The sequence below is a fragment of the Massilia sp. BGA-UO-ETr-WB1 genome, assembly GCF_059567845.1.
In genome coordinates, this window is record NZ_JCAQOT010000023.1 from 488286 (window position 1) to 511512 (window position 23227).

The window sequence follows — 23227 nt, forward strand, 5'->3', positions numbered from 1 at the left end:
GACACCATGAACCAAGCAAACTTGAACGAAAAGACCGCCGCGCTGGACGCCCTGTTCCAGCCCCACAACCGCAGCGACGCCCCCGGCCTGGTGGTCGGCGTGGCGCAGCATGGGCAGCGCCTGTACCGGCGCGGCTTCGGCCTGGCCAGCGTCGAGCTGGGCGTGGCCAACACCGCCTGGACCCGCATGCGGATAGGCTCGACCAGCAAGCACTTCACTTGCCTGGCGGCGCTGCTGCTGGCCGAAGACGGCAAGCTCGATATCGACGCCAGCGTGCGCAACTATTTCCCCGCGCTGCCGCCGCTGCGGGGCGGGGCGACCCTGCGCCAGCTCATGACGCACACCAGCGGCTACCGCTGCTACGTGGACCTGGCCTCGATCGGCGACGGCATGGCCATCAAGCCGCGCGGCGAGGCCCTGGCCGCGCAGCTGCGCCAGACGGCGGTGAATTTCGCGCCGGGCGAGAAAATCCTGTACTGCAACGGCGGCTACCACCTGCTGTCGCTGGTGATCGAACAGGTTGCCGGCATGTCTTTCGAGCAGTTCCTGAAGGAGCGCATCTTCACGCCGCTGGGGATGACCGACACCGTCTCGGCGCCCAGCGATTTCGACATCCATCGCGGCATGGCCACCTTGCACGTGCCGCGCCCGCCCGAACAGGGCGGCGGCTGGCGCCTCGGCATCTTTCCGACCGAGGAGCTGCGGGGCGAGGGCGCCATGATCTCCACGCTGGACGACATGCTGACCTGGCTGGCGCATCTGCGCGCTGAGAACAAGACGGTGGGCAGCGCGGCCAGCTGGCGCCAGATGACCACCCGCGCCACGCTCAACAACGGGCTGGCGGCGCCGTACGGCCTGGGCCTGATGCTGCACGATTACCGTGGCGTGGATGTGATCCACCACGCAGGCGGCGTGGTCGGCGGCACCTGCCAGATGATCACGGTGCCCAGCCATGCGCTGGACATCATCATCATGACCAACGGCGCGCAGGCCAACCCCATGGACCTGGGCTACAGCATCATCGACGCCATGCTGGGCGACGCCTTGCCCTGCGCGGCCGGCGAGAAGGCGGCCGCCGGGCGCTTCCAGCCGATGCTGGGAACGCGCTACCACGCTGGCGCCTCGGGGCTGGTGTGCGGCTTTGTCGAAGCGCCGGACGGTAAGCTGGGACTGACCTTCCTGGACGGCATGCCGGTGCCGATGACGGAGCACGGTGCCGGCCTGCGCATCGGTTTCGAAGAGGTGGCCTTGGGCCCGCTGGAAGTGCCGGCTGCCGCGCTGGCGGCGGAGGGCCAGGAGGCGCCGCCCACGCTGACGCTCAGCGAGGGCGGCCATGCCGAGCGCTACGAGCGCCTGCCGGCCACGCCGCCGCCCCTGGCGGAAGTGGGCCAGGCTTTGCTGGGCCGCTACCACGCGCCCGACCTTGGAGCCGATGCGCTGATGCGCTTCGAAGGTGCCCAGCTGCGGCTGGAAGTATTCGGCGCGCACGGCTGCGACGTGATGGTGCTGGAAGCGTTTTCGGACCTGGTCTTCGGCCTGCGTTTCGGCGGCGAATACCCGCCCATGCGCGGCGTGCTCAGCGCCGAGCGCTCGGACGGCGCCGTCAAGGCGTTCCGCATCAACACGCACCGCACGCGCAACCTGCGCTTCGAGCGCCTGGCCGACTGAAGGGAGGCGCGATGAAATTCTTTATTGCCCAACTGGCCACCGAGACCAACACCTTCGCCACCACGCCGACCGGGCGCGGCGGCTTCGAGGAATGCGGCATTTTCCGGGGCGACGGCAGCCGCAAGGATCCCGCCGGCACCGGCGCCATCATGCATGCCTGCCGTTCGATGATGGAGGCCGACGGCCACCAGGTGGTTGAAGGCCTGTGCACGCTGGCCGAGCCGTCGGGCCGCACCGTGCGCGCGGTCTACGAGGAGCTGCGCGAGATGCTGCTGGCCGACCTGCGCGCGGCCCTGCCGGTCGACGCGGTGCAGCTGATGCTGCACGGCGCGATGGCGGCCGACGGCTACGACGACTGCGAAGGCGACTTGCTGGCGCGCGTGCGCGACATTGTCGGCCCCGGCGTGCCGGTGGGCGCCGAGCTTGACCTGCACTGCCATTTCACGGAACGGATGCGCGCGTCGGCGGATGTCATCATCGCCTTCAAGGAGTATCCGCACACCGATATCGCGGAGCGCGCGCGGGAGCTTTACCGCATCCTGGCCGACACGCACGCGGGGCGGGTGAGCCCGGTCACCGCCGTATTCGACTGCAAGATGGTGGGCGCGTGGCAGACCACGCGCGAGCCGATGAAGGGATTTGTGCAGCGCATGCAATCCTTCGAGGGGCGGGACGGCGTGCTGTCGGTGTCGCTGGGCCACGGCTTCCCGTGGGGCGACGTGGCCGATTCCGGCGCCAAGCTGTGGGTCGTCACCGATAACGACACGGCGCTGGCCGAAAAGCTGGCCGGGCAGCTGGCGCACGAGTTCTGGGAATTGCGCGAAACGGCGGGCGTGCAGGTGCTGCAGCTCGACGCTGCATTGAACCAGGCGTTGAACCTGTCCCTGGAGAAGACGATGGCGCAGAACGCCGGCCCTGTGGTGCTGGCCGACGTAGCCGACAACCCCGGCGGCGGCGCGCCCGGCGACTCCACCTTCGTGCTGCGGTGGCTGATCGAACGCGGCATCGGCAACGTCGCCATCGGCGCCTTCTGGGACCTGGGCGCGATCCAGATCTGCAAGGACGCCGGCGTCGGTGCGGCCATGGACCTGCGCATCGGCGGCAAGTGCGGCCCCGCCTCGGGCCAGCCGCTGGACCTGCGCGTGACCGTGCGCGCGGTGGTTGAAGGCCACAGCCAGAGCGCGGCGGCCATAGGCGGGCGGGTAGGGCTGGGCACCTGCGTCTGGCTCGAAGGGCCGAACCAGGTGCACATCCTGCTCGCGTCGCTGCGCGGCCAGATCTTCTCGCCCGAAGCCTTCACCGGCGTTGGCCTGAGCCTGGAGGACAAGAAGCTGGTGGTGGTGAAGTCCGCCATCCACTTCCACGCCGAGTTCGCGCCCATCTCCAGCGCGGTGCTCTATGCCTCAACCCCCGGCGCCATCGCACCCGACTTCGCGGCCCTGCCGTACCGGGTACGCAACCTCGATTACTGGCCGCGCGTCGCCCACCCGCACGCGGCTTGGCGCTGAACCACTAGAACGGACACTTCATGCTGAAACTTCGCAAACCCTATCTGCTTTTCCTCGGCGACGCCACTTCCGCCGTCACCGCCAAGACCGCCCTCGGCGTAGCCGAATGGTGCCCGGCCGACGTCGCCGGCGAGCTGCGCTTTGCCGGCGCCACCGTCAGCACCGGCAAGCCCGCCCTGAGCGTGGCGCAGGCCGCCGCCGCCGGCGCCGGCGCCGGCTCGCTGCTGATAGGCATCGCCCCCGCCGGCGGGCAGCTGCCGCCGCACTGGTTGCCGACGCTGATCGAAGCCGCCAATGCGGGCCTGGACATCGTCAGCGGCCTGCACACGCGCCTTCGCGCCATACCCGAACTGGTGGCCGCCGCCGCTGCGGCCGGCGTGCAGTTGCACGACGTGCGGCACGGCGACTGGCCGCGCGTCACCGGCACCGGCCGCAAGCGCGCCGGCCTGCGCCTGCTGACGGTGGGCACCGACTGCGCGCTCGGCAAGAAGTACACGGCGCTGGCGCTGGCCCGCTCGCTGCAGGCGCGCGGCGTGCCGGCCACCTTCCGCGCCACCGGCCAGACCGGCATCATGATCGCCGGCGCCGGCGTCGCCATCGACGCCGTGGTGGCCGACTTCATTGCCGGCGTGGCCGAGCAGCTCTCGCCCGACAACGCCGGCGGCCATTGGGACGTGATCGAGGGGCAGGGCTCCCTGTTCCATCCCGCCTACGCCGGTGTCAGCCTGGGGCTCCTGCACGGCTCGCAGCCGGATGCGCTGGTGCTGTGCCACGACCCGAGCCGCACCCACCTCGACGCCTTGCCCGATTTCCAGACCCCGCGCCTGGCCAACGCCATCGAGGTCTATCTGCAGGCCGGACGCCTGACCAATCCGGCCATCCGCTGCATCGGCATCAGCGTCAACTCGTCGTCGCTGGACGAGGCGGCGTGGCGGTCCTACCGGGACCGCGTCGAGGCCGAGCTGGGCCTGCCCGTGGTTGACCCCATCCGTGGCGGCGTCGAAGCCTTGACCGCCGCCATCGCACACCAACAGGAGAATAGTCATGACAATTGAATGCGCCATCGCGCTGGAAAGCTGGCACTTGCAGGAACCGTTTGAAATCGCCCGTGAGACCTTGACTGCCATCGACGTGCTGGTGGTGAGCCTGCACGACGGGCAGGGCAACACCGGCCGGGGCGAGGCCGCCGGCGTGTCCTACGACGGCGAGACGCCGCAGTCGATCGCCGCGCAGATCGGCGCCGTGGCGCCGCTGCTGCACGCCGGCGTGTCGCATGCGGAGCTTGCGCAATGGCTGCCGGCCGGCGGCGCGCGCAATGCGCTCGACTGCGCGCTGTGGGACTTGCGCGCCAGGCAGGCGGGCAAGCGGGCCTGGCAACTGGCCGGCCGCGGGCAGGCGGCGCCGGTGCTGACCGCCTACACCATTGGCCTGGGGACGGAGGCGGACGTGCGGCGCAAGATCCGCGCTGCGCGCCACTTCCCGCTGCTGAAGCTGAAGGCCGACGCCACCCGCCACGTCGACATGGTGCGCTTCGCGCGCGAAGAGCATCCGGAGGCGCGGCTGGTGATCGACGCCAACCAGGCCTGGAGCCGGCAATTGCTGGAACAGATCCTGCCCGAGCTGCAGGCCCAGGGCGTGGAGCTGATCGAGCAGCCCGTGCCCCGGGGCACGGACGCGCAGCTCGACGGCCTGAAATCGCCGATCCCGCTGGCGGCGGACGAATCCTGCACCGACCGCGGCTCGCTGGACGGCCTGGTTGGCCGCTATCAGTACGTGAACATCAAGCTGGACAAGTGCGGCGGACTCACCGAAGCGCTGGCACTGGCGCGCCGCGCCCGGGAAATGGGCTTCGAACTCATGGTGGGCAATATGGGCGGCACTTCGCTGGCCATGGCGCCGGCCCACCTGGTGGCCCAAGAGTGCACCTACGTCGACCTGGATGGACCGCTGCTGCTGCGGGAGGACCGGGCCGGAGCCATGCGCTACCAGGCAGCGCTGCTGGGCGCGGCGGAGGCCGAGCTGTGGGGATAGACTTTGAAAGCGCCGGCATGACCAGCCGTGATGACTGCATCGCGCGCGACGCACTGGATGCGCTCGCCCCGCTGCGCGCGCACTTCGATCTGCCCGGCGGGGTGATTTACCTCGACGGCAACTCGCTGGGCGCGGCGCCCGCCGCCGCCATGGCGCGCGCGCGGCAAGTGATCGCCCAGGAATGGGGACAAGGGCTGATACGCAGCTGGAACACGGCCGGCTGGTTCGAACTGCCGAAACGCCTGGGCGACCGGATCGCGCCGCTGATCGGCGCCGCCGAAGGGGAGGTGGTGGTGACCGACACCACCTCCATCAACCTGTTCAAGGCGCTGGCGGCGGCGCTGCACCTGCAGGCGCGCCGCCCGGAGCATGCCGGACGGCGCGTCATCGTCACCGAGCGCGGCAACTTCCCGACCGATATCTATATCGCGCAGGGCCTGTCGGCGTGGCTGGAGCGCGGCTACACGGTCAGGCTGGTCGATTCGGCCGCCGAACTGCCCGCCGCGATCGACGCCGCCACGGCCGTGGTGATGCTGACCCACGTGAACTACCGCACCGGCTACCAGCACGACATGGCGGCCGTCAGCGCCCGCGCCCATGCGCAGGGCGCGCTGACGGTATGGGACCTGGCGCATTCCGCCGGCGCCGTGCCGCTGGCGGTGGACGCGGACGGCGCCGACTTCGCCGTCGGTTGCAGCTACAAGTACCTGAACGGCGGTCCCGGCGCACCGGCCTTCATCTGGGTACCCCGGCGGCACCAGGCCGGGTTCACGCAGCCGCTGTCGGGCTGGTGGGGCCACGCAGCGCCGTTCGCCATGGCGCCCGACTTCGCGCCCGCCGCCGGCATCGGCCGCGCGCTGTGCGGCACGCAGCCCATGGTGTCGCTGGCGCTGGTGGAGGCCGGGCTGGACGTGTTCGCGCTCACCACGATGGCGGCGCTGCGCGCCAAATCGCTGGCGCTGACGGACCTGTTCATCGGCCTGGTGGAAACGCGCTGCGCCGGCCACCGGCTGGAGCTGGTCACGCCGCGCGAGCATGCGCGGCGCGGCAGCCATGTCAGTTTTACGCATCCGCACGGCTACGCGGTCATGGCCGCACTGATTGCGCGCGGCGTGATAGGCGACTACCGGGAACCGGCCATCATGCGCTTCGGCTTTACGCCGCTGTACACCAGCTTTGCCGATGTGTGGGACGCGGTGGAGATCCTGCGCCACATCCTGGAGCGGCAAGATTATGACGCCGCCGCCGAACGCGGCGCGGTGACGTGATGACGCGCGGCGGCAATGAGCAGTGGCACGGGGCGCGCATGGATTTCAGCACCTCGATGAGCTACGGCGACTACCTTGCGCTGGACAGCATACTCGCGGCGCAGCACCCGCTGTCGCCAGCGCACGACGAGATGCTGTTCATCGTCCAGCACCAGGCCAGCGAACTGTGGATGAAGCTGATGCTGCACGAACTGCACGCCGTGCGCGCCTCGGTGCGGCAGGGCGAGCCGGCGCCGGCCTGCAAGATGCTGGCGCGGGTGGCCCGCATCATGGACCAGCTGGTGCACGCGTGGGATGTGCTGGCGACCATGACGCCGCCGGAATACACGGCGCTGCGGCCCTATCTCGGCGCATCGTCCGGCTTCCAGTCCTTCCAGTACCGCGAGATCGAGTTCATCCTCGGTAACAAGAATCCGGCCATGCTGGCGGTCCATGCCAGCGTACCGGCCCGCCACGCGCTGCTGGAGCGGGAGCTGCACGCACCATCGCTGTACGACGAAGCGGTTCAGCTGCTGGCGCGCAGCGGCTTTGCCATCGCACCGCAGCGCATCGATGGCGGCTGGACCAGCCCCGCTGAAGCCGACAGCTCGGTGCAGGCGGCGTGGCTGGAAGTGTACCGCGACCCGTCCCGGCACTGGGCGCTGTACGAACTGGCTGAAAAGCTGGTCGACCTCGAAACCGCGTTCCGCCTGTGGCGCTTCCGCCATGTGACGACGGTGGAACGCATCATCGGCTTCAAGGCCGGCACCGGCGGCACGGCCGGCGCCAGCTACCTGCGCAAGATGCTGGACACGGTGCTGTTCCCGGAGCTGTTCGCGCTGCGCACCCAATTATAGAAAGAGAACGAAAGAGAGCATGGAATTCAGGATCAAGGAGCAAGACCCGCGCAGCGGCTGCGTCGCGGTTGGCGTATTCGAACTGGGGCGCCTGTCGGTGCAAGCGCGGGAGCTGGACGGCGAGGGCGCGGTCACGGCGGCGATGCGTTCAGGCGACATCAGCGGTAAGCCCGGTTCCACGCTGCTGCTGCGCGGGGTGGGCGGCATGGCGCGCGTGCTGCTGGTGGGGCTGGGTGGGCAGGGCGCGCAGGGCGCCGTAACGGAAGCCAGCTTCGGCACGGCGGTGCGGGCCATGCTGGCGGCGTTCGCGTCGCTGGGAACGGCGCAGGCAACGGTGGCGCTGTCGCTGGATGCGGTGGCGGGGCGCGGCCAGTCATGGGCCATCGGCTGCGTGGTGGCGGCCGCGCGCGACAGTGTGTTCCGCCGCGATGGATTGAAAAGCCGCAAGGAACCGCCCGCCGCCGGAGTGAAGCGCATCGTGCTGGCCGCGAAGCCGGACGCGCAAGCCAAGGCGGCACTGGCCCAGGCACTGGCCACCGCAAACGGCGTGGAGCTGTGCAAGGATCTGGGCAACCTGCCGGCCAACATCTGCACGCCGGCCTACATGGCCGAGGCGGCGCGCACGCTGGGCCGCGACTGGGGCACCGGCGTGCAGGTGCTGGAGCGCAAACAGATCGAACAGCTGGACATGCGTTGCCTGCTGGCCGTGGCCGACGGCAGCGATGTGCCGCCGCGCTTCATCATCCTGAAGCACATGGGCGGGAAGCCCCGGCAGGCGCCGGTGGTCCTAGTGGGCAAAGGCATCACCTTCGATTCGGGTGGCATTTCGCTCAAGGCGGGCGCCGGCATGGACGAGATGAAGTACGACATGTGCGGCGCCGCCGCAGTGCTCGGCGCCTTCCGCGCCATCGCCGAACTGGGCCTGCCGCTGAATGTGATCGGCCTGGTGGCAGCGTGCGAAAACATGCCTTCCGGGCGTGCCGTCAAACCCGGCGACATCGTCACCTCGATGAGCGGCTTGACCGTGGAAGTGCAAAACACCGACGCCGAAGGGCGCCTGGTGCTGTGCGACGCGCTTGCCTACGCGGCGCGCTTCAAGCCTGCCGCCGTGGTCGATATCGCCACGCTGACCGGCGCTTGCGTGTCGGCGCTGGGCCACCATCATTCCGGCCTGTTTACCCGCGACGATGCGGCGCACGACGCGCTGGCCGGCGAACTGCTGTCGGCCGGGCGCGCCAGCGGCGACCTGGCCTGGCGCATGCCGCTGGGCGACGCCTACCAGGAGCAGATCAAGTCCGAGTACGCCGACCTGGCCAACCTGGGCACCCCGGGCGCGGGCAGCATCACGGCGGCCTGCTTCCTGGAGAATTTCACGCGCGCCTACAACTGGGCGCACCTGGACATTGCCGGAAGCGCCTGGGGCGGGAGCGGAACCAAGGGCGCCAGCGGCCGTCCGGTGCCGCTGCTGGTGGCCTTCCTGCTGGCGCGGGCGCGCGCCTGACGGGCGGGCGAGGCCCGGCGGGCGCCGATACCCGTTTGGATATCGCGGCGTCGGAAAAGGTCATTGGACGCGAAATTTCGTCTGCGATATCGTGCATTCGGCCGAACACGGCTTAAAAAAACGATAAAAATATCGGAGACAAAAATTGACCAAGACCTTATCGCTATGGGGCGCGTGCGCCTTATTGGCCTCTTCCGTGCTGTCCACTCACGCAACGAACGCCGCCGCGCAGGCAGCGCCTGCGCCCGTCACGTTCCAGAACGCCGCCGTCCACGATCCCTCGGTGATCAAGTCCGGCGGCACCTACTATGTGTTCGGTTCCCACCTGGCGTCGGCCAAATCCACCGATCTGATGCGCTGGCAGCAGATCACCGATTCCGTCAGCGCCACCAACAAGCTGTTCCTGAACGGCTCCAGCAACGTGTACACGGAACTGGCCGAGACCTTCAGCTGGGCGCAGACCACCACGCTGTGGGCGCCGGACGTTATCCGCCTGGCGGACGGCAAGTACTACATGTACTACAACGCCTGCAAAGGCGATTCCCCGCGCTCCGCGCTGGGCATTGCGGTGGCGGACAATATCGAAGGCCCGTACGTGAACAAGGGCGTGATCCTGAAGTCCGGCATGTGGGGGCAGGCCAGCCATGACGGCACAGTCTACGACGCGCTGAAGCACCCGAACACCGTCGATCCGAACGTGTTCTTCGATAACGGCGGCCGCCTGTGGATGACATACGGCTCCTACTCCGGCGGCATTTTCATCATGCAGATGAATCCCACCAACGGCATGCCGCTGCCGAACCAAGGCTACGGCAAGCGCCTGATAGGCGGCAACCACGCGCGGATCGAAGGCGCATACGTGATGTACAGCCCCGTCACGCAGTACTACTACCTGTTCACCTCATTCGGCGGGCTGGACGCGGCCGGCGGCTACAACATGCGCGTGGCGCGCGCCACCTCGCCGGACGGTCCGTATCTGGACTCCCAGGGCGTCAGCATGGCCAACGTCAAATCGGACCCTGCCAAGCCGCTGTTCGACGACGCATCGATCGCGCCCTACGGCGTGAAAATCATGGGCAATTTCCTGTTCGAGCGCAGGATAGGCGACGCCGGCACGGGCATCGGCACCGGCTACGTATCGGCCGGCCATAACTCGGCCTATTACGACGCGGCCACCGGCAAGCACTTCCTGATTTTCCACAGCCGTTTCCCCGAGCGCGGCGAACAGCACGAAGTCCGCGTGCACCAGATGTTCATGAACGCCGATGGCTGGCCGGTGGTGGCGCCGTACCGCAACACCAATGAAACCCTCGCCACCGTGCGCCGCGAATTCGTCCTCGGCGACTACATGTTCGTCAACCACGCCAAGGATATTTCGGCCACCATCAAGAAGTCCAGGCTCATCACGCTCAACGTGAACGGCACGGTCAGCGGCGCGGCCTCCGGCACCTGGACGCTGACCGGCACCAACCGGATCGAGATTAGCCTGCCCGGCTCGTCGCCCTTCAAGGGCGTGTTCCTCAGCCAGTGGGACGAAACGTCGAAGAGCTACGTGATGACGTTTTCCGCCACCTCGCGCGAAGGCGTTTCCATCATGGGCAGCCGCCTGATTCCCCGCACCGACGCGCAGGTGACGGCGGCCATCTATAACGAACTCAGTCTCGGCAACACCAGCGCCGTCACCGGCAATCTGACGCTGCCGACCGTCGGCGCGCGGGATGCGGTGATACGCTGGACATCGTCGAATCCGGCTGTACTGAGCAATACGGGCGTGGTCACCAGCCCGGCCAGCGACGTCACCCTCACGCTGACGGCCACCATCACCAAGGGAGCCTCGACTGTCGTCAAGACCTTCACCGTCACGGTCCGCAAAATAGGCGGCATGCTGGCCCACTATGCGTTCGACGGCAGCCTGGCCGATTCGACCGGCACTTTCGGCGCCGGCAGCGTCATCGGCGCCAAAATCGATATCGCCGGCGGCAGCCTGGCTTACGAGGCCGGCATGAAAGGCAGCGCCGCCGTGTTCAACGGCGCCAGCGGCGTGCGCCTGCCCAACGGCCTGATCTCGACCAACAACTACACGGTGGCCATGTGGCTCAAGCCGGCGCAGCTGACGGCGTTCACCACCACCTTCTTCGGCGCCAGCAGCGGCGATTCGTGGATCAGTTTCCTGCCGAAAGGGCATGACGGCGTCGGCGGCGCCAGCATGCTGTGGTCGGGCACCGCGTGGTACGACGCCGGCCTGGGCATGAACATCCCCACCGGCCAGTGGTCGCACGTGGCGCTCACCGTCAACAACGGCGCGGTCGGCGTATACGTCAACGGCGTGAAGCGCTACAGCGGCGTGAATTTCCCGAACGTGTTCACCACCACCAGCGGCGTGTTCGCGCTGGGCGTGAACTGGTGGGACGTGCCTTACAAAGGCTCGATGGACGATCTGCGCATCTACGGCTCGGCGTTGACCGATGCGGAAATTTCCAGCCTCGCGCGCTGAATCAGGGAGAAACAACATGACTAAAATGCTGAAAAAGATGATGCTGTCCCTGCTGCTCGGAGCCTGTTCCGCCAGCGCCTTCGCCGGCGTGATCAACTTCGACGATTTATCCGGCGACTTCACGCAATCGATCGCCGGCGGCTACCAGGGCCTGGTCTGGGACAATATGGGCTCGATCCGTTCGGATGCCTTCCCGGGCAGCGGCTACGAGGCGGGTACGGTTTCGCATGCCAACGCGGCCTACAACCGCGATGGCGGCACGGCGGCGATTTCCAAGGCGGGGGAGGGCACCTTCGACTTCGTCGGCGCGTTCTTTACCTCCGCCTGGTTTGAGCAGGAACTCGCGTTCGAGGGCTACCGCAATGGCCAGTTGCTGCACTCGACGGCGGCGTCCTTCGTCATCGACACCATCACACCCCTGTGGGTGCAGCTGAACTGGGGCGGCATCGACACGCTGGTCATTTACAACAGCAGCGGCACCCAGTGGGCCATGGATGACATGGTGGTCCCGGAGCCGCCGTCGCTGGCGCTGTTCGGCGCGGCCGCGATGGGGCTGATGCTGGCGCGCCGCTGGCGCCGCCACTGAAATCCGTTTGTATCCCAGTGTATCCCGCCCGTGTGCGGATACACTGGGAGCGCATACGGACATCTGCCCGACACAGCGGCGCGGTGTAATTGCAAGCATCGACAATATCCATAGACGAGGCATGCAGATGAAACGTGTTTACCTGGCGCTGATCGGCAGCGTGGCGGCCACCCTGGTGGCGATAACGGCGGCCGGCGTGTCCGCCGCACCTGCGGAACCATTCCGCAGCAAATTGCCAGTGGAGGGCACCGCGCCCGGCTTCGACGGCGCCGTCACCTGGCTCAATTCGGCGCCGCTCACGACCAGGCAGCTGCGCGGCAAAGTGGTGCTGGTCGATTTCTGGACCTATTCCTGCATCAACTGCATCCGCACCGTGCCCTACGTGCGCGCCTGGGCCGACAAATACAAGGACCAGGGCCTGGCCGTGGTCGGCGTGCACTCCCCGGAGTTCAAGTTCGAGCAGGACCTGACCAATGTGAACGCCGCCGTGGGCCGCTTCAAGATCGACTTCCCGATCGCCGTGGACAGCAACCACGCCATCTGGCAGGCCTGGGGCAACCGCTACTGGCCGGCCTACTACCTGGTGGATGCCAACGGCAAGATCCGCTACAAGCAGTTCGGCGAAGGCGACTTCGACAAGATGGAACGCGCCATCCAGTCGCTGCTGGCCGAAGCGCGCGGCAGCGCGGTCGACATGGGCCTGGTGAATCCGCCCGCCGCTGCCGAACAGGCGGCGCCCGATCTCGGCAACATCCGTTCCGGCGAGGCCTACATCGGCTACCGCCAGGCGGCCAATTTCAGCTCGGCCGAACGGGTGCGCGAAGACCGCCCGCAGCAGTACTCCGTCGGCGCGCTGCGGTTGAACGAGTGGGGCTTGTCCGGGCAGTGGACGGTGGGCGCCGAGAGCGCGGCGGCCGGCCAGCCGGATGCCGGCATTGCGCACCGCTTCAGCGCGCGCGACCTGCACCTGGTGGCCGGGCCGGGCAAGGCCGGCGCCAGCGTGCGCATCAAGGTCACGCTGGACGGCCAGCCGCCGGGCGCGGACCATGGCGCCGACATCGACGCCGAAGGTAACGGCGTCATCTCCGCCACGCGCCTGTACCAGCTGGTGCGCCAGTCCGGCAAGGTGCGCGAGCGCCGGCTCGAGATCCGCTTCCTGGACAAGGGCGCCGAGGCGTATGCATTCACCTTCGGCTGATCCGGGGCACGGCCGTTCGCGTAACACGCAAGCGGCCGTGCGTCAGCCAGAGTAAGCCAGACCTGAACGAGTCACCAAGTTGATTGTTCGTGCATGATTTCACTCACGTTTCTCGACTAATATATTAGTGTGCTAAACAGTGAAAGCCGCCCAGCGGCCGGGCCTCGTGAAAAAATTCATCGCCATCCTGATCGCCGCCGCTTGCTGCAGTGCGGCCGCCATCTGCGCCGCAGCCGAAGACTTGCGTCCCGCCTTCCTGCTGACCGCCTCGCCGTCGCGCGAGGCGCAGGACTTGTCCGGGCAATGGACCTACTCGAAAGACCTGTACCGCACAGGCCTGAACGACATCAACGGCTGGGTCGCCAAGTCGCGCATGCAGCGCTACCGCGACCTGGACGTGGCGGCCCTGGAAGCCAGGGGCGGCACCGACTTCTTCGAGTTCGACCTGGACCGGGGTCCGGCGATCGCCGTGCCCGGCGCCTGGAACGCGGCCAGGCCCGAGCTGCGCTACTACGACGGCCTGATCTGGTTCCAGCGCAAGTTCCAGTCCAGGCCGCTGAACGGCGGGCGCGCCTTCCTGCGCTTCGAGGCGGTGAATTACCGCGCCTACGTCTACCTGAACGGCAAGGAGATCGGCCGCCACGAAGGCGGCTTCACCCCCTTCGTGCTGGAAGTGACGGACGCGCTGCGCAACGGCGAGAACCGCCTGTCGGTGGGCGCCGATTCCAGCCATGACGCCCAGTCCATCCCCACCGTCATCACCGACTGGGACCTGTATGGCGGCATTACGCGCCCGGTGCGCCTGGTGTACACGCCGGCCACCTTCATCGACGACGCGACCCTGAACCTGAAGCCCGACGGCCGCATCGCCGGCGAAGTGCGCCTGCAGGGGCCGCAGGCGGCGCGCCAAAAGGTCAGCGTGGCGATAGGCGGCCTGGCCACGGTCAGCGCAGTCACCGACGCCGGCGGCCGCGCCGTGTTCGACATCGCCGCGCCGGCCGGGCTGCAGCGCTGGTCGCCGGACAGCCCCAAACTCTACGACGTGCGCTTTGCCGCCGGCGATGACGCCGTGCGCGACCGCATCGGCTTCCGCACCATCGCCGTCAAGGGCAGGCAGATCCTGTTGAACGGCAAACCCATCTTCCTGCGCGGGATTTCGCTGCACGAAGAGGAGTTCGGCCCCAACCCGGCGCGCAACATCACCGAGCCGGCCGCGCGCGCGCTGCTGCACGAGATCAAGCACGGCCTGAACGGCAATTACGTGCGCCTGTCCCACTATCCGCACTCGGAAGTGACGCTGCGCCTGGCCGATGAAATGGGCCTGCTGGTGTGGAGTGAAATTCCGGTCTACTGGAGCGTGGACTGGGAAAACCCGGCCGTGCTGCGCAAGGCGCTGGCGATGCAGGCCGAAACCATCTACCGCGACCGTAGCCGCGCTTCGGTGGTGATGTGGAGCGTGGGGAACGAAACGCCGGTGTCGGCGCCGCGCACGCGCTTCCACGGCGCCATGGCCGACAACGTGCGCGCCCTCGATCCCACCCGCCTGGTCAGCGCGGCGCTGCTGGTGGAGCGCCGCAAGGTCAACGGCGAGGACGTGACGGCGATCGACGACCCGCTGGCCGACAAGCTGGACGTGCTGGCGGTGAACACCTACGCCGGCTGGTACGGCAGCGACACGCTGGACGCGCTGCCCGGCCTGAAGTGGCAGGTGCCGCCGGACCGGCCGCTGATCCTGTCCGAATTCGGCGCCGACGCGCTGGCCGGCTACCGCAATGACGGCAACAAGAAGTTCACCGAAGAGTACCAGGCCGGGTACTACCGCAGCACGCTGGCCATGGCTGACGCGATTCCGACCCTGGCCGGCATGTCGCCGTGGATACTGAAGGACTTCCAGTCGCCGCGCCGCGAGCACCCGGTATTCCAGAACGGCTGGAACCGCAAGGGGCTGCTCTCTGAAACCGGGGTGCGCAAGCAGGCCTTCGGCGTGCTGGCGGACTACTATCGCGGCAAGGCGGGGAAGTAGCTTGATCGGTTGCCGGATCTTTAGTCAAAAGATTGATCGCTCCGATCAATCTTTGTCGAATATCCTATGGCCATGCAAGGCCATAACTATTCGACACAAGGAGACGTATCAGATGAATGCCTCGAAGCTGCACCGCTGTGTGACCGGTGCGCTCGCCGCCGGCCTGTTCCCGCTGGCGCTGACCGTATCGGCCCAGGAGGCGCCGGTGGCGCAGGAAAAGGGGCCGGCGCCGGCCGACGCCATGCTGCACGCGCTGGCGGTGACCTATCCCACGCCGTACCGCGCCATGGAAACGGCCGAAGTGAAGGCGGTGCTGGACCGCGTGTTCGACTACCTGGAGCGGACCACGCCGGCTGAACTGATCAACAAGACCACCGGCGCGGCCGTCACCGACCTGTCCCGCGCCGATCCGGACACGGTGCTCAAGCCGGGCGACTTCCGCCTGACCAGCTACGAGTGGGGCGTGACCTACCTGGGCATGCTGGCGGCGGGCGCCGCCACCGGCGACAAGCGCTACACCGACTACACCGTGAAGCGCCACCAGCTGCTGTCGCAGCTGACCAAGGCCTACTACCCGGCGGTGAAGGCCGATCCGAAGAACGCGCACGCGCCGATCAAGAGCTTCCTCAACCCGCACGCGCTGGACGACGCGGGCGCGCTGTGCCACAGCTTCATGAAGGCCAAGCTGGGTGGATCGCCGGTCGACTACGGCCAGATGATCGGCATCTGCGGCGACTTCGTCACCAAGCAGGAATACCGCCTGAAGGACGGCACCCTGGCGCGCGGCGGCCCGGACGGCAAGGGCGGCGTGAAGATGCGGCCGCTGCCGGACACGCTGTGGCTGGACGACATGTTCATGGGCGTGCCCACCATGGCCTACCTGGGCGCGGTGACGGGCGAGCGCAAGCACTTCGACGACGCCGGCAAGCAGGTGCTGCAGTTTTCCAAGCGCATGTTCAATCCGCAGCTGGGCATCTACATGCACGGCTACGTGGAAGGGTTGCGCGACCACCCGGAGATGCACTGGGCGCGCGCCAATGGCTGGGCGGTGATGTCCATGGTGGAGATCCTGGAAGTGCTGCCGAAGAATCACAAGCACTACAAGGCGGTGCTGGACCAGCTGCGCGCCCACATCAAGGGCCTGGCTTCCTACCAGACCCGGGACGGCTTCTGGCACCAGCTGATCGACCGCCCGGACACCTACCAGGAAACTTCGGCCACCGCCATCTACGCCTACGCCATCGCGCGCGCCGTCAACCGCGGCTACGTCGATGCGCAGATGTACGGCCCGATGGCCAACCTGGCCTGGAACGCGGTGGCCAGCAAGGTCACGGCCAACGGCCAGATCGAAGGCATCTGCGTCGGCACCGGCATGGCGTTCGACCCGGCGTTCTACGCCTACCGCCCCACCAGCGTGAAGGCGGCGCACGGCTACGGCCCGGCGCTGCTGGCCGGCGCCGAGATCATCGAGTTGAACAAGAAGTACAAGTTCGGCCTCAACGACAGCGGCTTGATGTACCAGGGACCGCGCCAGTAAGTAGTAGGCAGTAGGCCGTAAGCAGCACGCGGTCCCCGTCCGCCGTCACAGTTCCAGCACTAGGCGGCCGGGCGGACCCGCCCATGAGACACAGGTGCACATGCCTGCCGTTCTCATGGCCGGCGTCAGGCACACGTCGCGGTGCAGCGGCTGGCCTTCCAGTACCTGCGCGTAGCAGCTGCCGCATTCTCCCCGTTTGCATTCGTAGGACACGAAAACGTCCGCCGCGATCAGCGCGTCCAGTATCGACGTGCCGGGCCGCACCTCCACCGTCATTTGCGACAGCGCCAGTTCCACCGTCAGCGGCGCGTCGTCCTGCTGCGCGCGCGGCCCGAAGCTTTCGAAGCGCATGGCGCCGGCCGGCCAGCCCAGCCGCGTCCCCGCGTCGGCCAGCGCCTGCAGCAATGCCGCAGGGCCGCAGGCGTAGAAGCGGGCGCCGGCGCTGTAGGGGCCGAGCAGCGCGTCCAGGTTGGCCCGTCCGGATTCTTGCGACACGTGCGGCACGATGGCGCCCTGCGCAATGCCGCGCAGTTCGTCCATCAGCACCAGCTTGTCCGCGCTGCTGGCCAGGTAGTGCAGTTCGAAAGGCATGTCCAGCGCGCCCAGTGCGTTCGCCATCGACACCAAGGGCGTGATGCCGATGCCGCCCGCGATCAGCAGGATGCGCGGCTGCGGCGGCCGCGCCGCCAGCCCTGCCGCGTCCAGAGGAAAGCTGTTGAAAGGGCCGCTCACGCCGATGTCGCTGCCGGGGCCGAATTCGTCGTGCAGGCAGCGCGAGCCGCCCTTGCCGTGCTCCTCCCGCTGGACGGCGATGCGGTAGCTGTCCGCCTGGCCCGGCGTGCCGATCAGCGAGTAATGGTTCTCGTACGCGCTGCCGTCGGCCGCAGCGAAGCGCAGCAGAATGTGGGCGCCGGGCTGCCAGTCCGGCAGGGTGGCGCCGTCCTTGCGGCGGATCTGGAACTCCTTGACGGCGGCGCCCAGCGAGGCAACCCTGGCGATAACGTGGTCCATGGCGCCCGCCTCAGGACGGAGCGGCCGGGTTGAAGGGGGAGGCGTCCAGGTATTCCCACTCCAGCGGCTGCGGCGTGTCGCGCAGTATCCATTGCTCCACCTTGAACTCCCAGTAGCGGCGCGTGCCCCCGGTTTCGTTGTGCGGATCGTCCTGGTCCCAGTGCACCGATGCAGTGCCGGTCAGCTGCAGCAGCTGGCCGTGCACGAAGTCCGGGATGCACAGCCCCGCGCGCGGGTCGGCGGTGAAATTGCCGAGCGTGTTGAACAGGCTGTTGCCGTGGTAGTCCGGAATGCGCAGCGTGGTGTCGTCCACCATCTTCACGAAGCCGGGAACGCCGCCGCGGTGCGATGCATCGGCGCCGCTGCCCGCGTGGCGGCTGGCCACGAACACGGTATCGGCCTGATTGATGATCTCTTCCACCGTGCCGCGCAACACCGTGCCGTGCGCCGCCTGCACCGGCAGCGCAGGCTCGCCCAGCTGGCGCAGGTGGCGGCGCTGGATGTATTTCGGACAGTTGGGGTAGGCCTCGCGGATCGCCACTTCGGCGCCGCGCCCGTCCAGATGCCGCACCGTGCCGTTGACGCGGTAGCGGCGGCGCGAGCCCAGTTCGATGAACAGCATGCCGAGGTCGGGCTGCACGTTCCGGTTGTCCGGGTTCGCTATGTTGCCCCACAGCGGGTCGGCCAGGTCGCGCTCTTTTTCCGGCACGTCGATCAGGATGGCGCGGCCGCTGTCGGTGTGCACGAAGCCGGGCTTGCCGAACACCAGCGAGGACCACAGCTTGCCGTCCGCATCGGCGCTGGCCAGCACCGCCATGAACTGCTTGGCGATGAAGGGGCGGGCGCCGGCAATCACGGTGTCCGTCAGTACGGCGATATTGCGGTCCGCTATCGCGGTCTCGCCGGCGTTACGCTGGACTGCGCGTTCGCCCGCGTGGAAGAAATTATGGTCGTTCATGGCGTTCTCCCATCGGTATGATTGCTGTTGATGCTATTGTGCGAAATAATCCGCCAAACAAGAATGGGCGTCCCGCGCAAATCACTATTTCGCCAGGAGTAAGGAATGGATCAAGTCCACTTGATGAATGTCTTCGTCGCCGTCGGGGAGGAGGAGAGTTTTGCCGCGGCGGCGCGGCGCCTGGACCTGTCCCCGGCGGCGGTTACCCGCGCCGTGTCGGCGCTGGAGGAGCAGCTGGGCGTGAAGCTGCTGCTGCGGACCACGCGCAATGTCCGCATGACCGAGGCGGGGCGGCGCTATATGGACGACAGCCGCAATATCCTGGCCAGCATCGCCGAGGCGAACGAGGCGGCGGCGGGCGTCAACTCGGCGCCCAAGGGCAACCTGTCGGTCACCGCGTCCGTGCTGTTCGGCAAGTCTTTCATCATGCCGTGCATCGTGCGCTTCCTGGAGAAGTATCCGGAGGTGGAGGTGTCGGCCTATTTCCTGGACCGCGTGGTCAACCTGGTGGACGAGGGGATCGACGTGGCGGTGCGCATCGGCCACTTGCCGGACTCCAGCCTGAAGGCGCTGCGGGTGGGGCAGGTGCGGCGCGTGCTGTGCGCTTCGCCCGAATACCTGGCGAAAAACGGCGTGCCCCAGCATCCGGCCGACCTGCTGCGCCACACGATCATTGCGGCCAGCGGAATTTCGCCGCGCGTGGAATGGAAGTTCGGCGCGGTGGACGATCCCACCATGGTGCGCATGCGGCCGCGCCTGATGGTCACGAGCAATGATTCGGCCATCGACGCGGCCGTGGTGGGGCTCGGCATCTGCCGGCTGCTGTCCTACCAGATCGCCGACCAGCTGAGCGATGGCCGCCTGAAAATCATCCTGGCCGAGTACGAGGAAGCGCCCTGGCCGGTGCACGTGCTGCACCGGGAGAGCAAGTTCGGCTCGTCGAAGGTGCGCAATTTCATCGACCTGCTGGTGGAGCATCTGCGCGCGCACCAGCATTTGAACCTGCCGCTGTCGTTTCCCGCAGCGAAATAATCAATTGATTCCAGCGTCGTTTCTCTCTGCTGGATTGGTCCCTAGAATGGTTTCATCCGCTGCACGACGCGGCGGTAGAACTGACCGATTGACCAACCAGGCAACCAGAGGGAAATACCATGAAAGCTGCGATCATCATCCTGTCCGATCCTAAAGCCGGCGAAGAGGCTTTGGGGCGCATGTTCAACGGCCTGGCGGCCGCTTACGACTTCAAGCAGAAGGGCACCGAAACGGGCATCTATTTCCAGGGCACCGGCACCCGCTGGCCCGGCGTGCTGGCGGCGGACAGCCACCCTATCCACGCGCTGTACAAGGAAGTGGAAGACAAGGTGGTCGGCATCTCCTGCGGCTGCGCCGACGTGTTCGGCGCGCGTGAAGAGGTGGAGAAGGCGGGCTTCGACCTGATCACCGACAACAGCGTGCCCGGCACGTCCGGCCTGCCCAGCATCGCGCAGATTTCGGCCGACGGCTACACCGTCTTCATCTTCTGAGCGGGGGAGCGCCGTGAACACTCCCCGCACGCTCGGCCGCGCCGCTGCCGCGTTCAGCCTGGCCCTGCTGGCGCAGGCGGCGCACGCCGCTCCTGCCGCCGCCGCTACCGCCAATGCCGCCAATGTCGCCAGCACGGCCGGCGTCAGCTACCGCACCGTGAAAGTCGACGGCGTGAACATCTTCTACCGCGAAGCGGGGCCGAAGAACGCGCCCGCGCTGCTGCTGTTGCACGGCTTCCCGACTTCCTCGCAGATGTACCGCAACCTGATCCCGCTGCTGGCCGACCGCTACCGCGTGATCGCGCCTGACTATCCGGGCTACGGCCAGAGCGACATGCCGCCGATGGACAAGTTCAGCTACAGCTTCGACAACCTGGCCAGCATGGTGGGCAAGTTCACCGAGGCGGTCGGCGTGTCGCGCTACGCGCTGTACGTGCAGGATTACGGGGCGCCGATCGGGTTCCGCCTGGCGGCCGCGCATCCCGAACGCGTGAGCGCCATCGTGGTCCAGAACGGCAATGCTTACGACGAAGGCATCGCGCACGAATTCTGGGACCCGATGCGGGTCTACTGGGCCGACAAGACGGAGGCCAACGGCGCGAAACTGCGGCCGCTGTTCGAACTGCCCGCAACCAAGTGGCAATACCACGAGGGCGCGCGCGACGTGCAGCGTGTCAGCCCGGACGCCTGGACCGTGGACCAGGCTTATATGGACCGGCCGGGCAACAAGGACATCCAGCTCGAAATGTTCTACAGCTACGGCAGCAATCCGGCCAGGTATCCCGAATGGCAGGCCTACTTCCGCAAGCACCAGCCGCCGATGCTCATCGTCTGGGGCAAGAACGACAAGATATTCCCGCCGGCCGGCGCCCATCCCTACCTGCGCGATTTGCCGAAGGCCGAGCTGCATTTTCTGAACACCGGCCACTTCGCGCTGGAGGAGGACAGTGCGGCCATCGGCGGCTTGATGCGCGCCTTCCTGGCGCGCACGGTGAAAAGCGCGAAGTAGCTGCAGCGGGCGGCCTCCTATGCCGCCTTCGCCGGCGCGACGAAGGCCACGCATTCCTCGAACGAGCGCAGATCCATATCGACGGCGGAGCCGATGCCGGGCACCGGTCCCGCCATCTCGTCGGCCGGCAGGCGGATGGCGGCCAGCAGCGCTTGCGGCAACAGGGTGCGCAGGGCGGCGACGGCCTGCCGCCAGGCTTCCAGTTCGTCCGGCAGCGGGGTGGGGATGAAGACCGTGGAGATCAGCTCCGCCTTGCTGGGGTCGTGCTCTTCGTAGGGCAGGGGCAGGGCCACGCTGCGCGCGTCGATGCCGGCTTCGCGCAGCGCGCGCGCCAGCAGCTCGCTGACCACCTCGTCGCGTTCGGACTGCAATCCGGCGCACAGCACGATGGAGCGCTGCGGAACGTCGAGCGATCCTTGCCAGCGTCCCAGGCGCGCTTCGCGCAGCCGGCGCAGGTGGGCGCCCACGTTGGCGTCCAGCAGCGAAACGTGGCGCCGGCGGTGGCGGCCGGAGGGCGCCGTGCCGCTCGGCGCCAGGGTTTCCGCCACTTCCGCCACCGTGCAGCGGAAGTGGTCCTGCTGCGCCGCGTCGATCAGCCCGAGCCGCAGCTCGGTGGCGGCCAGGCCCAGGCCGGGGATCAGGATCTGGTCGCAGTAGCGCGCGAAGCTGGCGCGCCGCAGCAGGGCGCCGGCGTCGCGCAGGATGGCGCCGGTCTCGCCGGACAGCGCGCGCTGGAAGAAGCGCTGCGCGGCCGTCACGTCGGGCGCCTGGCCGAACAGGATGGCCAGCGGCTCCAGCGCGCGCACGTGGCGCCCGGCCACCACCAGGCACACCGTCAGCGGCGTCGAGATCAGCAGCCCGGCCGGGCCCCACAGCGTGCCCCAGAACAGCGCCGAGACCACCACGGCCAGCGGCGACAGGCCGGTGCTGTGCCCATACACCTTGGGCTCGATCACGTGGGCGACCAGCAGTTCGAGCACGCCGAATATGGCAAGGCAGGACAGGACCAGGCCCCAGCCGGGATCGACGGCGGCGGCAAAGCAGGCGATTGCCGCGCCGGCGGCCAGCGCGCCCACGTAGGGCACAAAGCGCAGCACGCAGCACAGCGTGCCCCATAGCAGCGCGTGCGGCAGGCCGGCTGCCCACAGGGCCAGCCCGATGGCGGCGCCGAAGCTGGTGTTGACGACAAACTGGCAAAAGAAGAAGCGCGACACGCCGCGCGTGGCGTCGGCCAGCGCGCGCACCGTGCGGCTCACGTCGGCCTGGCCGGTGAGCCGGATCAGGCGGTCCTGCAGCGATTCGTGTTCCAGCAGGATGAACATCAGCAGCACCAGCACCAGGCCCGCCTCGCCCAGCGGTCCCCACAGCAGTGCGGCCAGGCGCGCCAGTGCGTCGAGCGCGGCCGGCGCCGGCGCCGCCGACGGGCCGGAGACCGGGGCGGCCGCTGCCGGGGGCGGGGCATGGGGCGGCGAGGAGGCCGACGCCGGGGCGGTGGCGGGGGCTGCAGCGTCCGCCCGCGGCGCGGCGCTGTCCGGCGCGGCGCGCTCCGCCGGCGTCATCGGCGCCAGCGGCGACACCGCGTTCAGCCCGGCATTGACGTGGGCGAACGGGCGCTCCACGGCGCTGCGCAGCTGCTCGGCTTTCTGGTGGATGGCGGCGCGGTACTGCGGCAGCTCGGCGCCCAGGCTGACCAGCTGCGAGGCCAGCATGAGGCCGGTCCCGGCCAGGCTGCCGGCGGCCAGCAGCAGCACCGCCAGCATGGCGGGCAGGCGCCGCAGGCCGATCCTGCAGAGCGCCCCGATCAGCGGCGCCGCCACCAGGCTCAGGATGACGGCCAGCGCGATGGGCTGCAGCACCGCGCGGCCGAAGTAGAGGGCGGCGAGCAGGCAGCCGGCGCTGACGATGGTGCTGGCCGGCAGACGTGCGGCGGGCAGGGGGCTGGGAAGGATGGCCACGGGCGGAATCGGTGAGGATAAAGGTGTGCAATCATAATGACGAATATGTCATTTTGCAAGCGGATGCGGCGCTTCCTTCACATATTGACGATATTGTCAAAATGACGCTATAATCATTTTG

General features: G+C 68.0%; 18 protein-coding genes. 15 read left to right on the forward strand and 3 right to left on the reverse strand.

All coding sequences use genetic code 11. The features are described from left to right. Nucleotides 1–6 precede the first annotated feature (6 nt). The 12 genes from AC56DV_RS10770 (at nucleotide 7) to AC56DV_RS10825 (ending at nucleotide 16650) form a co-directional block, all read left to right on the forward strand. Complete coding sequence (locus AC56DV_RS10770; protein WP_496314266.1) at nucleotides 7–1668, forward strand: serine hydrolase domain-containing protein; 1662 nt, start codon at nucleotides 7–9, stop codon at nucleotides 1666–1668. Between the two features lie 11 nt (nucleotides 1669–1679). Further along, nucleotides 1680–3176, forward strand: a complete 1497-nt coding sequence (locus AC56DV_RS10775; RefSeq protein ID WP_496314267.1) for a M81 family metallopeptidase — start codon at nucleotides 1680–1682, stop codon at nucleotides 3174–3176. A 20-nt stretch (nucleotides 3177–3196) separates the two neighbouring features. Next, nucleotides 3197–4231 (forward strand): N-acetyltransferase DgcN family protein, encoded by a 1035-nt coding sequence (locus AC56DV_RS10780; protein WP_496314268.1) that lies wholly within the window; start codon nucleotides 3197–3199, stop codon nucleotides 4229–4231. After that, complete coding sequence (dgcA, locus tag AC56DV_RS10785; RefSeq protein WP_496314269.1) at nucleotides 4221–5207, forward strand: N-acetyl-D-Glu racemase DgcA; 987 nt, start codon at nucleotides 4221–4223, stop codon at nucleotides 5205–5207. The genes AC56DV_RS10780 and dgcA overlap by 11 nt, the downstream gene beginning before the upstream one ends. Nucleotides 5208–5224: 17 nt before the next feature. Then, a complete protein-coding gene (gene kynU / locus AC56DV_RS10790) occupies nucleotides 5225–6475 on the forward strand; it encodes a kynureninase (protein WP_496314270.1) in 1251 nt (416 codons plus the stop codon). Beyond that, a complete protein-coding gene (gene kynA / locus AC56DV_RS10795) occupies nucleotides 6475–7311 on the forward strand; it encodes a tryptophan 2,3-dioxygenase (protein ID WP_496314718.1) in 837 nt (278 codons plus the stop codon). The genes kynU and kynA overlap by 1 nt, the downstream gene beginning before the upstream one ends. Nucleotides 7312–7330: 19 nt before the next feature. Next, nucleotides 7331–8812, forward strand: coding sequence for a leucyl aminopeptidase (locus AC56DV_RS10800; RefSeq protein WP_496314271.1), 1482 nt, complete (start codon nucleotides 7331–7333; stop codon nucleotides 8810–8812). A 145-nt stretch (nucleotides 8813–8957) separates the two neighbouring features. Next, nucleotides 8958–11306, forward strand: a complete 2349-nt coding sequence (locus tag AC56DV_RS10805; protein ID WP_496314272.1) for a family 43 glycosylhydrolase — start codon at nucleotides 8958–8960, stop codon at nucleotides 11304–11306. A 16-nt stretch (nucleotides 11307–11322) separates the two neighbouring features. Continuing rightward, entirely contained in the window at nucleotides 11323–11892 is a 570-nt protein-coding gene (locus AC56DV_RS10810; protein WP_496314273.1) for a PEP-CTERM sorting domain-containing protein, read from the forward strand. Between the two features lie 127 nt (nucleotides 11893–12019). Then, nucleotides 12020–13090 carry a thioredoxin family protein gene (locus AC56DV_RS10815; protein WP_496314274.1) on the forward strand — a complete coding sequence of 357 codons (1071 nt, stop codon included), beginning with the start codon at nucleotides 12020–12022 and terminating at the stop codon, nucleotides 13088–13090. 166 nt (nucleotides 13091–13256) lie between these two features. Continuing rightward, nucleotides 13257–15113 (forward strand): glycoside hydrolase family 2 protein, encoded by a 1857-nt coding sequence (locus AC56DV_RS10820; RefSeq protein WP_496314275.1) that lies wholly within the window; start codon nucleotides 13257–13259, stop codon nucleotides 15111–15113. Between the two features lie 112 nt (nucleotides 15114–15225). Next, nucleotides 15226–16650: a glycoside hydrolase family 88/105 protein gene (locus AC56DV_RS10825; protein ID WP_496314276.1), complete on the forward strand. Its 1425-nt coding sequence runs from the start codon at nucleotides 15226–15228 to the stop codon at nucleotides 16648–16650. 45 nt (nucleotides 16651–16695) lie between these two features. Here the strand turns inward: AC56DV_RS10825 and AC56DV_RS10830 are convergent, their stop codons facing one another. Both AC56DV_RS10830 and AC56DV_RS10835 read right to left on the reverse strand, forming a co-directional pair. Next, nucleotides 16696–17661, reverse strand: coding sequence for a PDR/VanB family oxidoreductase (locus tag AC56DV_RS10830; RefSeq protein WP_496314277.1), 966 nt, complete (start codon nucleotides 17659–17661; stop codon nucleotides 16696–16698). Nucleotides 17662–17671: 10 nt separating this feature from the next. Next, on the reverse strand, nucleotides 17672–18619 hold the full coding sequence (locus tag AC56DV_RS10835; RefSeq protein ID WP_496314278.1) for a pyridoxamine 5'-phosphate oxidase family protein: 948 nt from the start codon (nucleotides 18617–18619) through the stop codon (nucleotides 17672–17674). Nucleotides 18620–18724: 105 nt separating this feature from the next. On the opposite strand from AC56DV_RS10835, the gene AC56DV_RS10840 reads away from it, so the two are divergent. The 3 genes from AC56DV_RS10840 (at nucleotide 18725) to AC56DV_RS10850 (ending at nucleotide 21151) form a co-directional block, all read left to right on the forward strand. Beyond that, nucleotides 18725–19651, forward strand: coding sequence for a LysR family transcriptional regulator (locus tag AC56DV_RS10840; RefSeq protein ID WP_496314279.1), 927 nt, complete (start codon nucleotides 18725–18727; stop codon nucleotides 19649–19651). A 119-nt stretch (nucleotides 19652–19770) separates the two neighbouring features. Next, a complete protein-coding gene (locus AC56DV_RS10845; RefSeq protein ID WP_496314280.1) occupies nucleotides 19771–20142 on the forward strand; it encodes a DsrE family protein in 372 nt (123 codons plus the stop codon). Between the two features lie 13 nt (nucleotides 20143–20155). Then, nucleotides 20156–21151 carry an alpha/beta fold hydrolase gene (locus AC56DV_RS10850; RefSeq protein ID WP_496314281.1) on the forward strand — a complete coding sequence of 332 codons (996 nt, stop codon included), beginning with the start codon at nucleotides 20156–20158 and terminating at the stop codon, nucleotides 21149–21151. Between the two features lie 17 nt (nucleotides 21152–21168). On the opposite strand, the gene AC56DV_RS10855 is transcribed toward AC56DV_RS10850, so the two are convergent. Further along, nucleotides 21169–23106 (reverse strand): AI-2E family transporter, encoded by a 1938-nt coding sequence (locus AC56DV_RS10855; protein WP_496314282.1) that lies wholly within the window; start codon nucleotides 23104–23106, stop codon nucleotides 21169–21171. Nucleotides 23107–23227 lie beyond the last annotated feature (121 nt).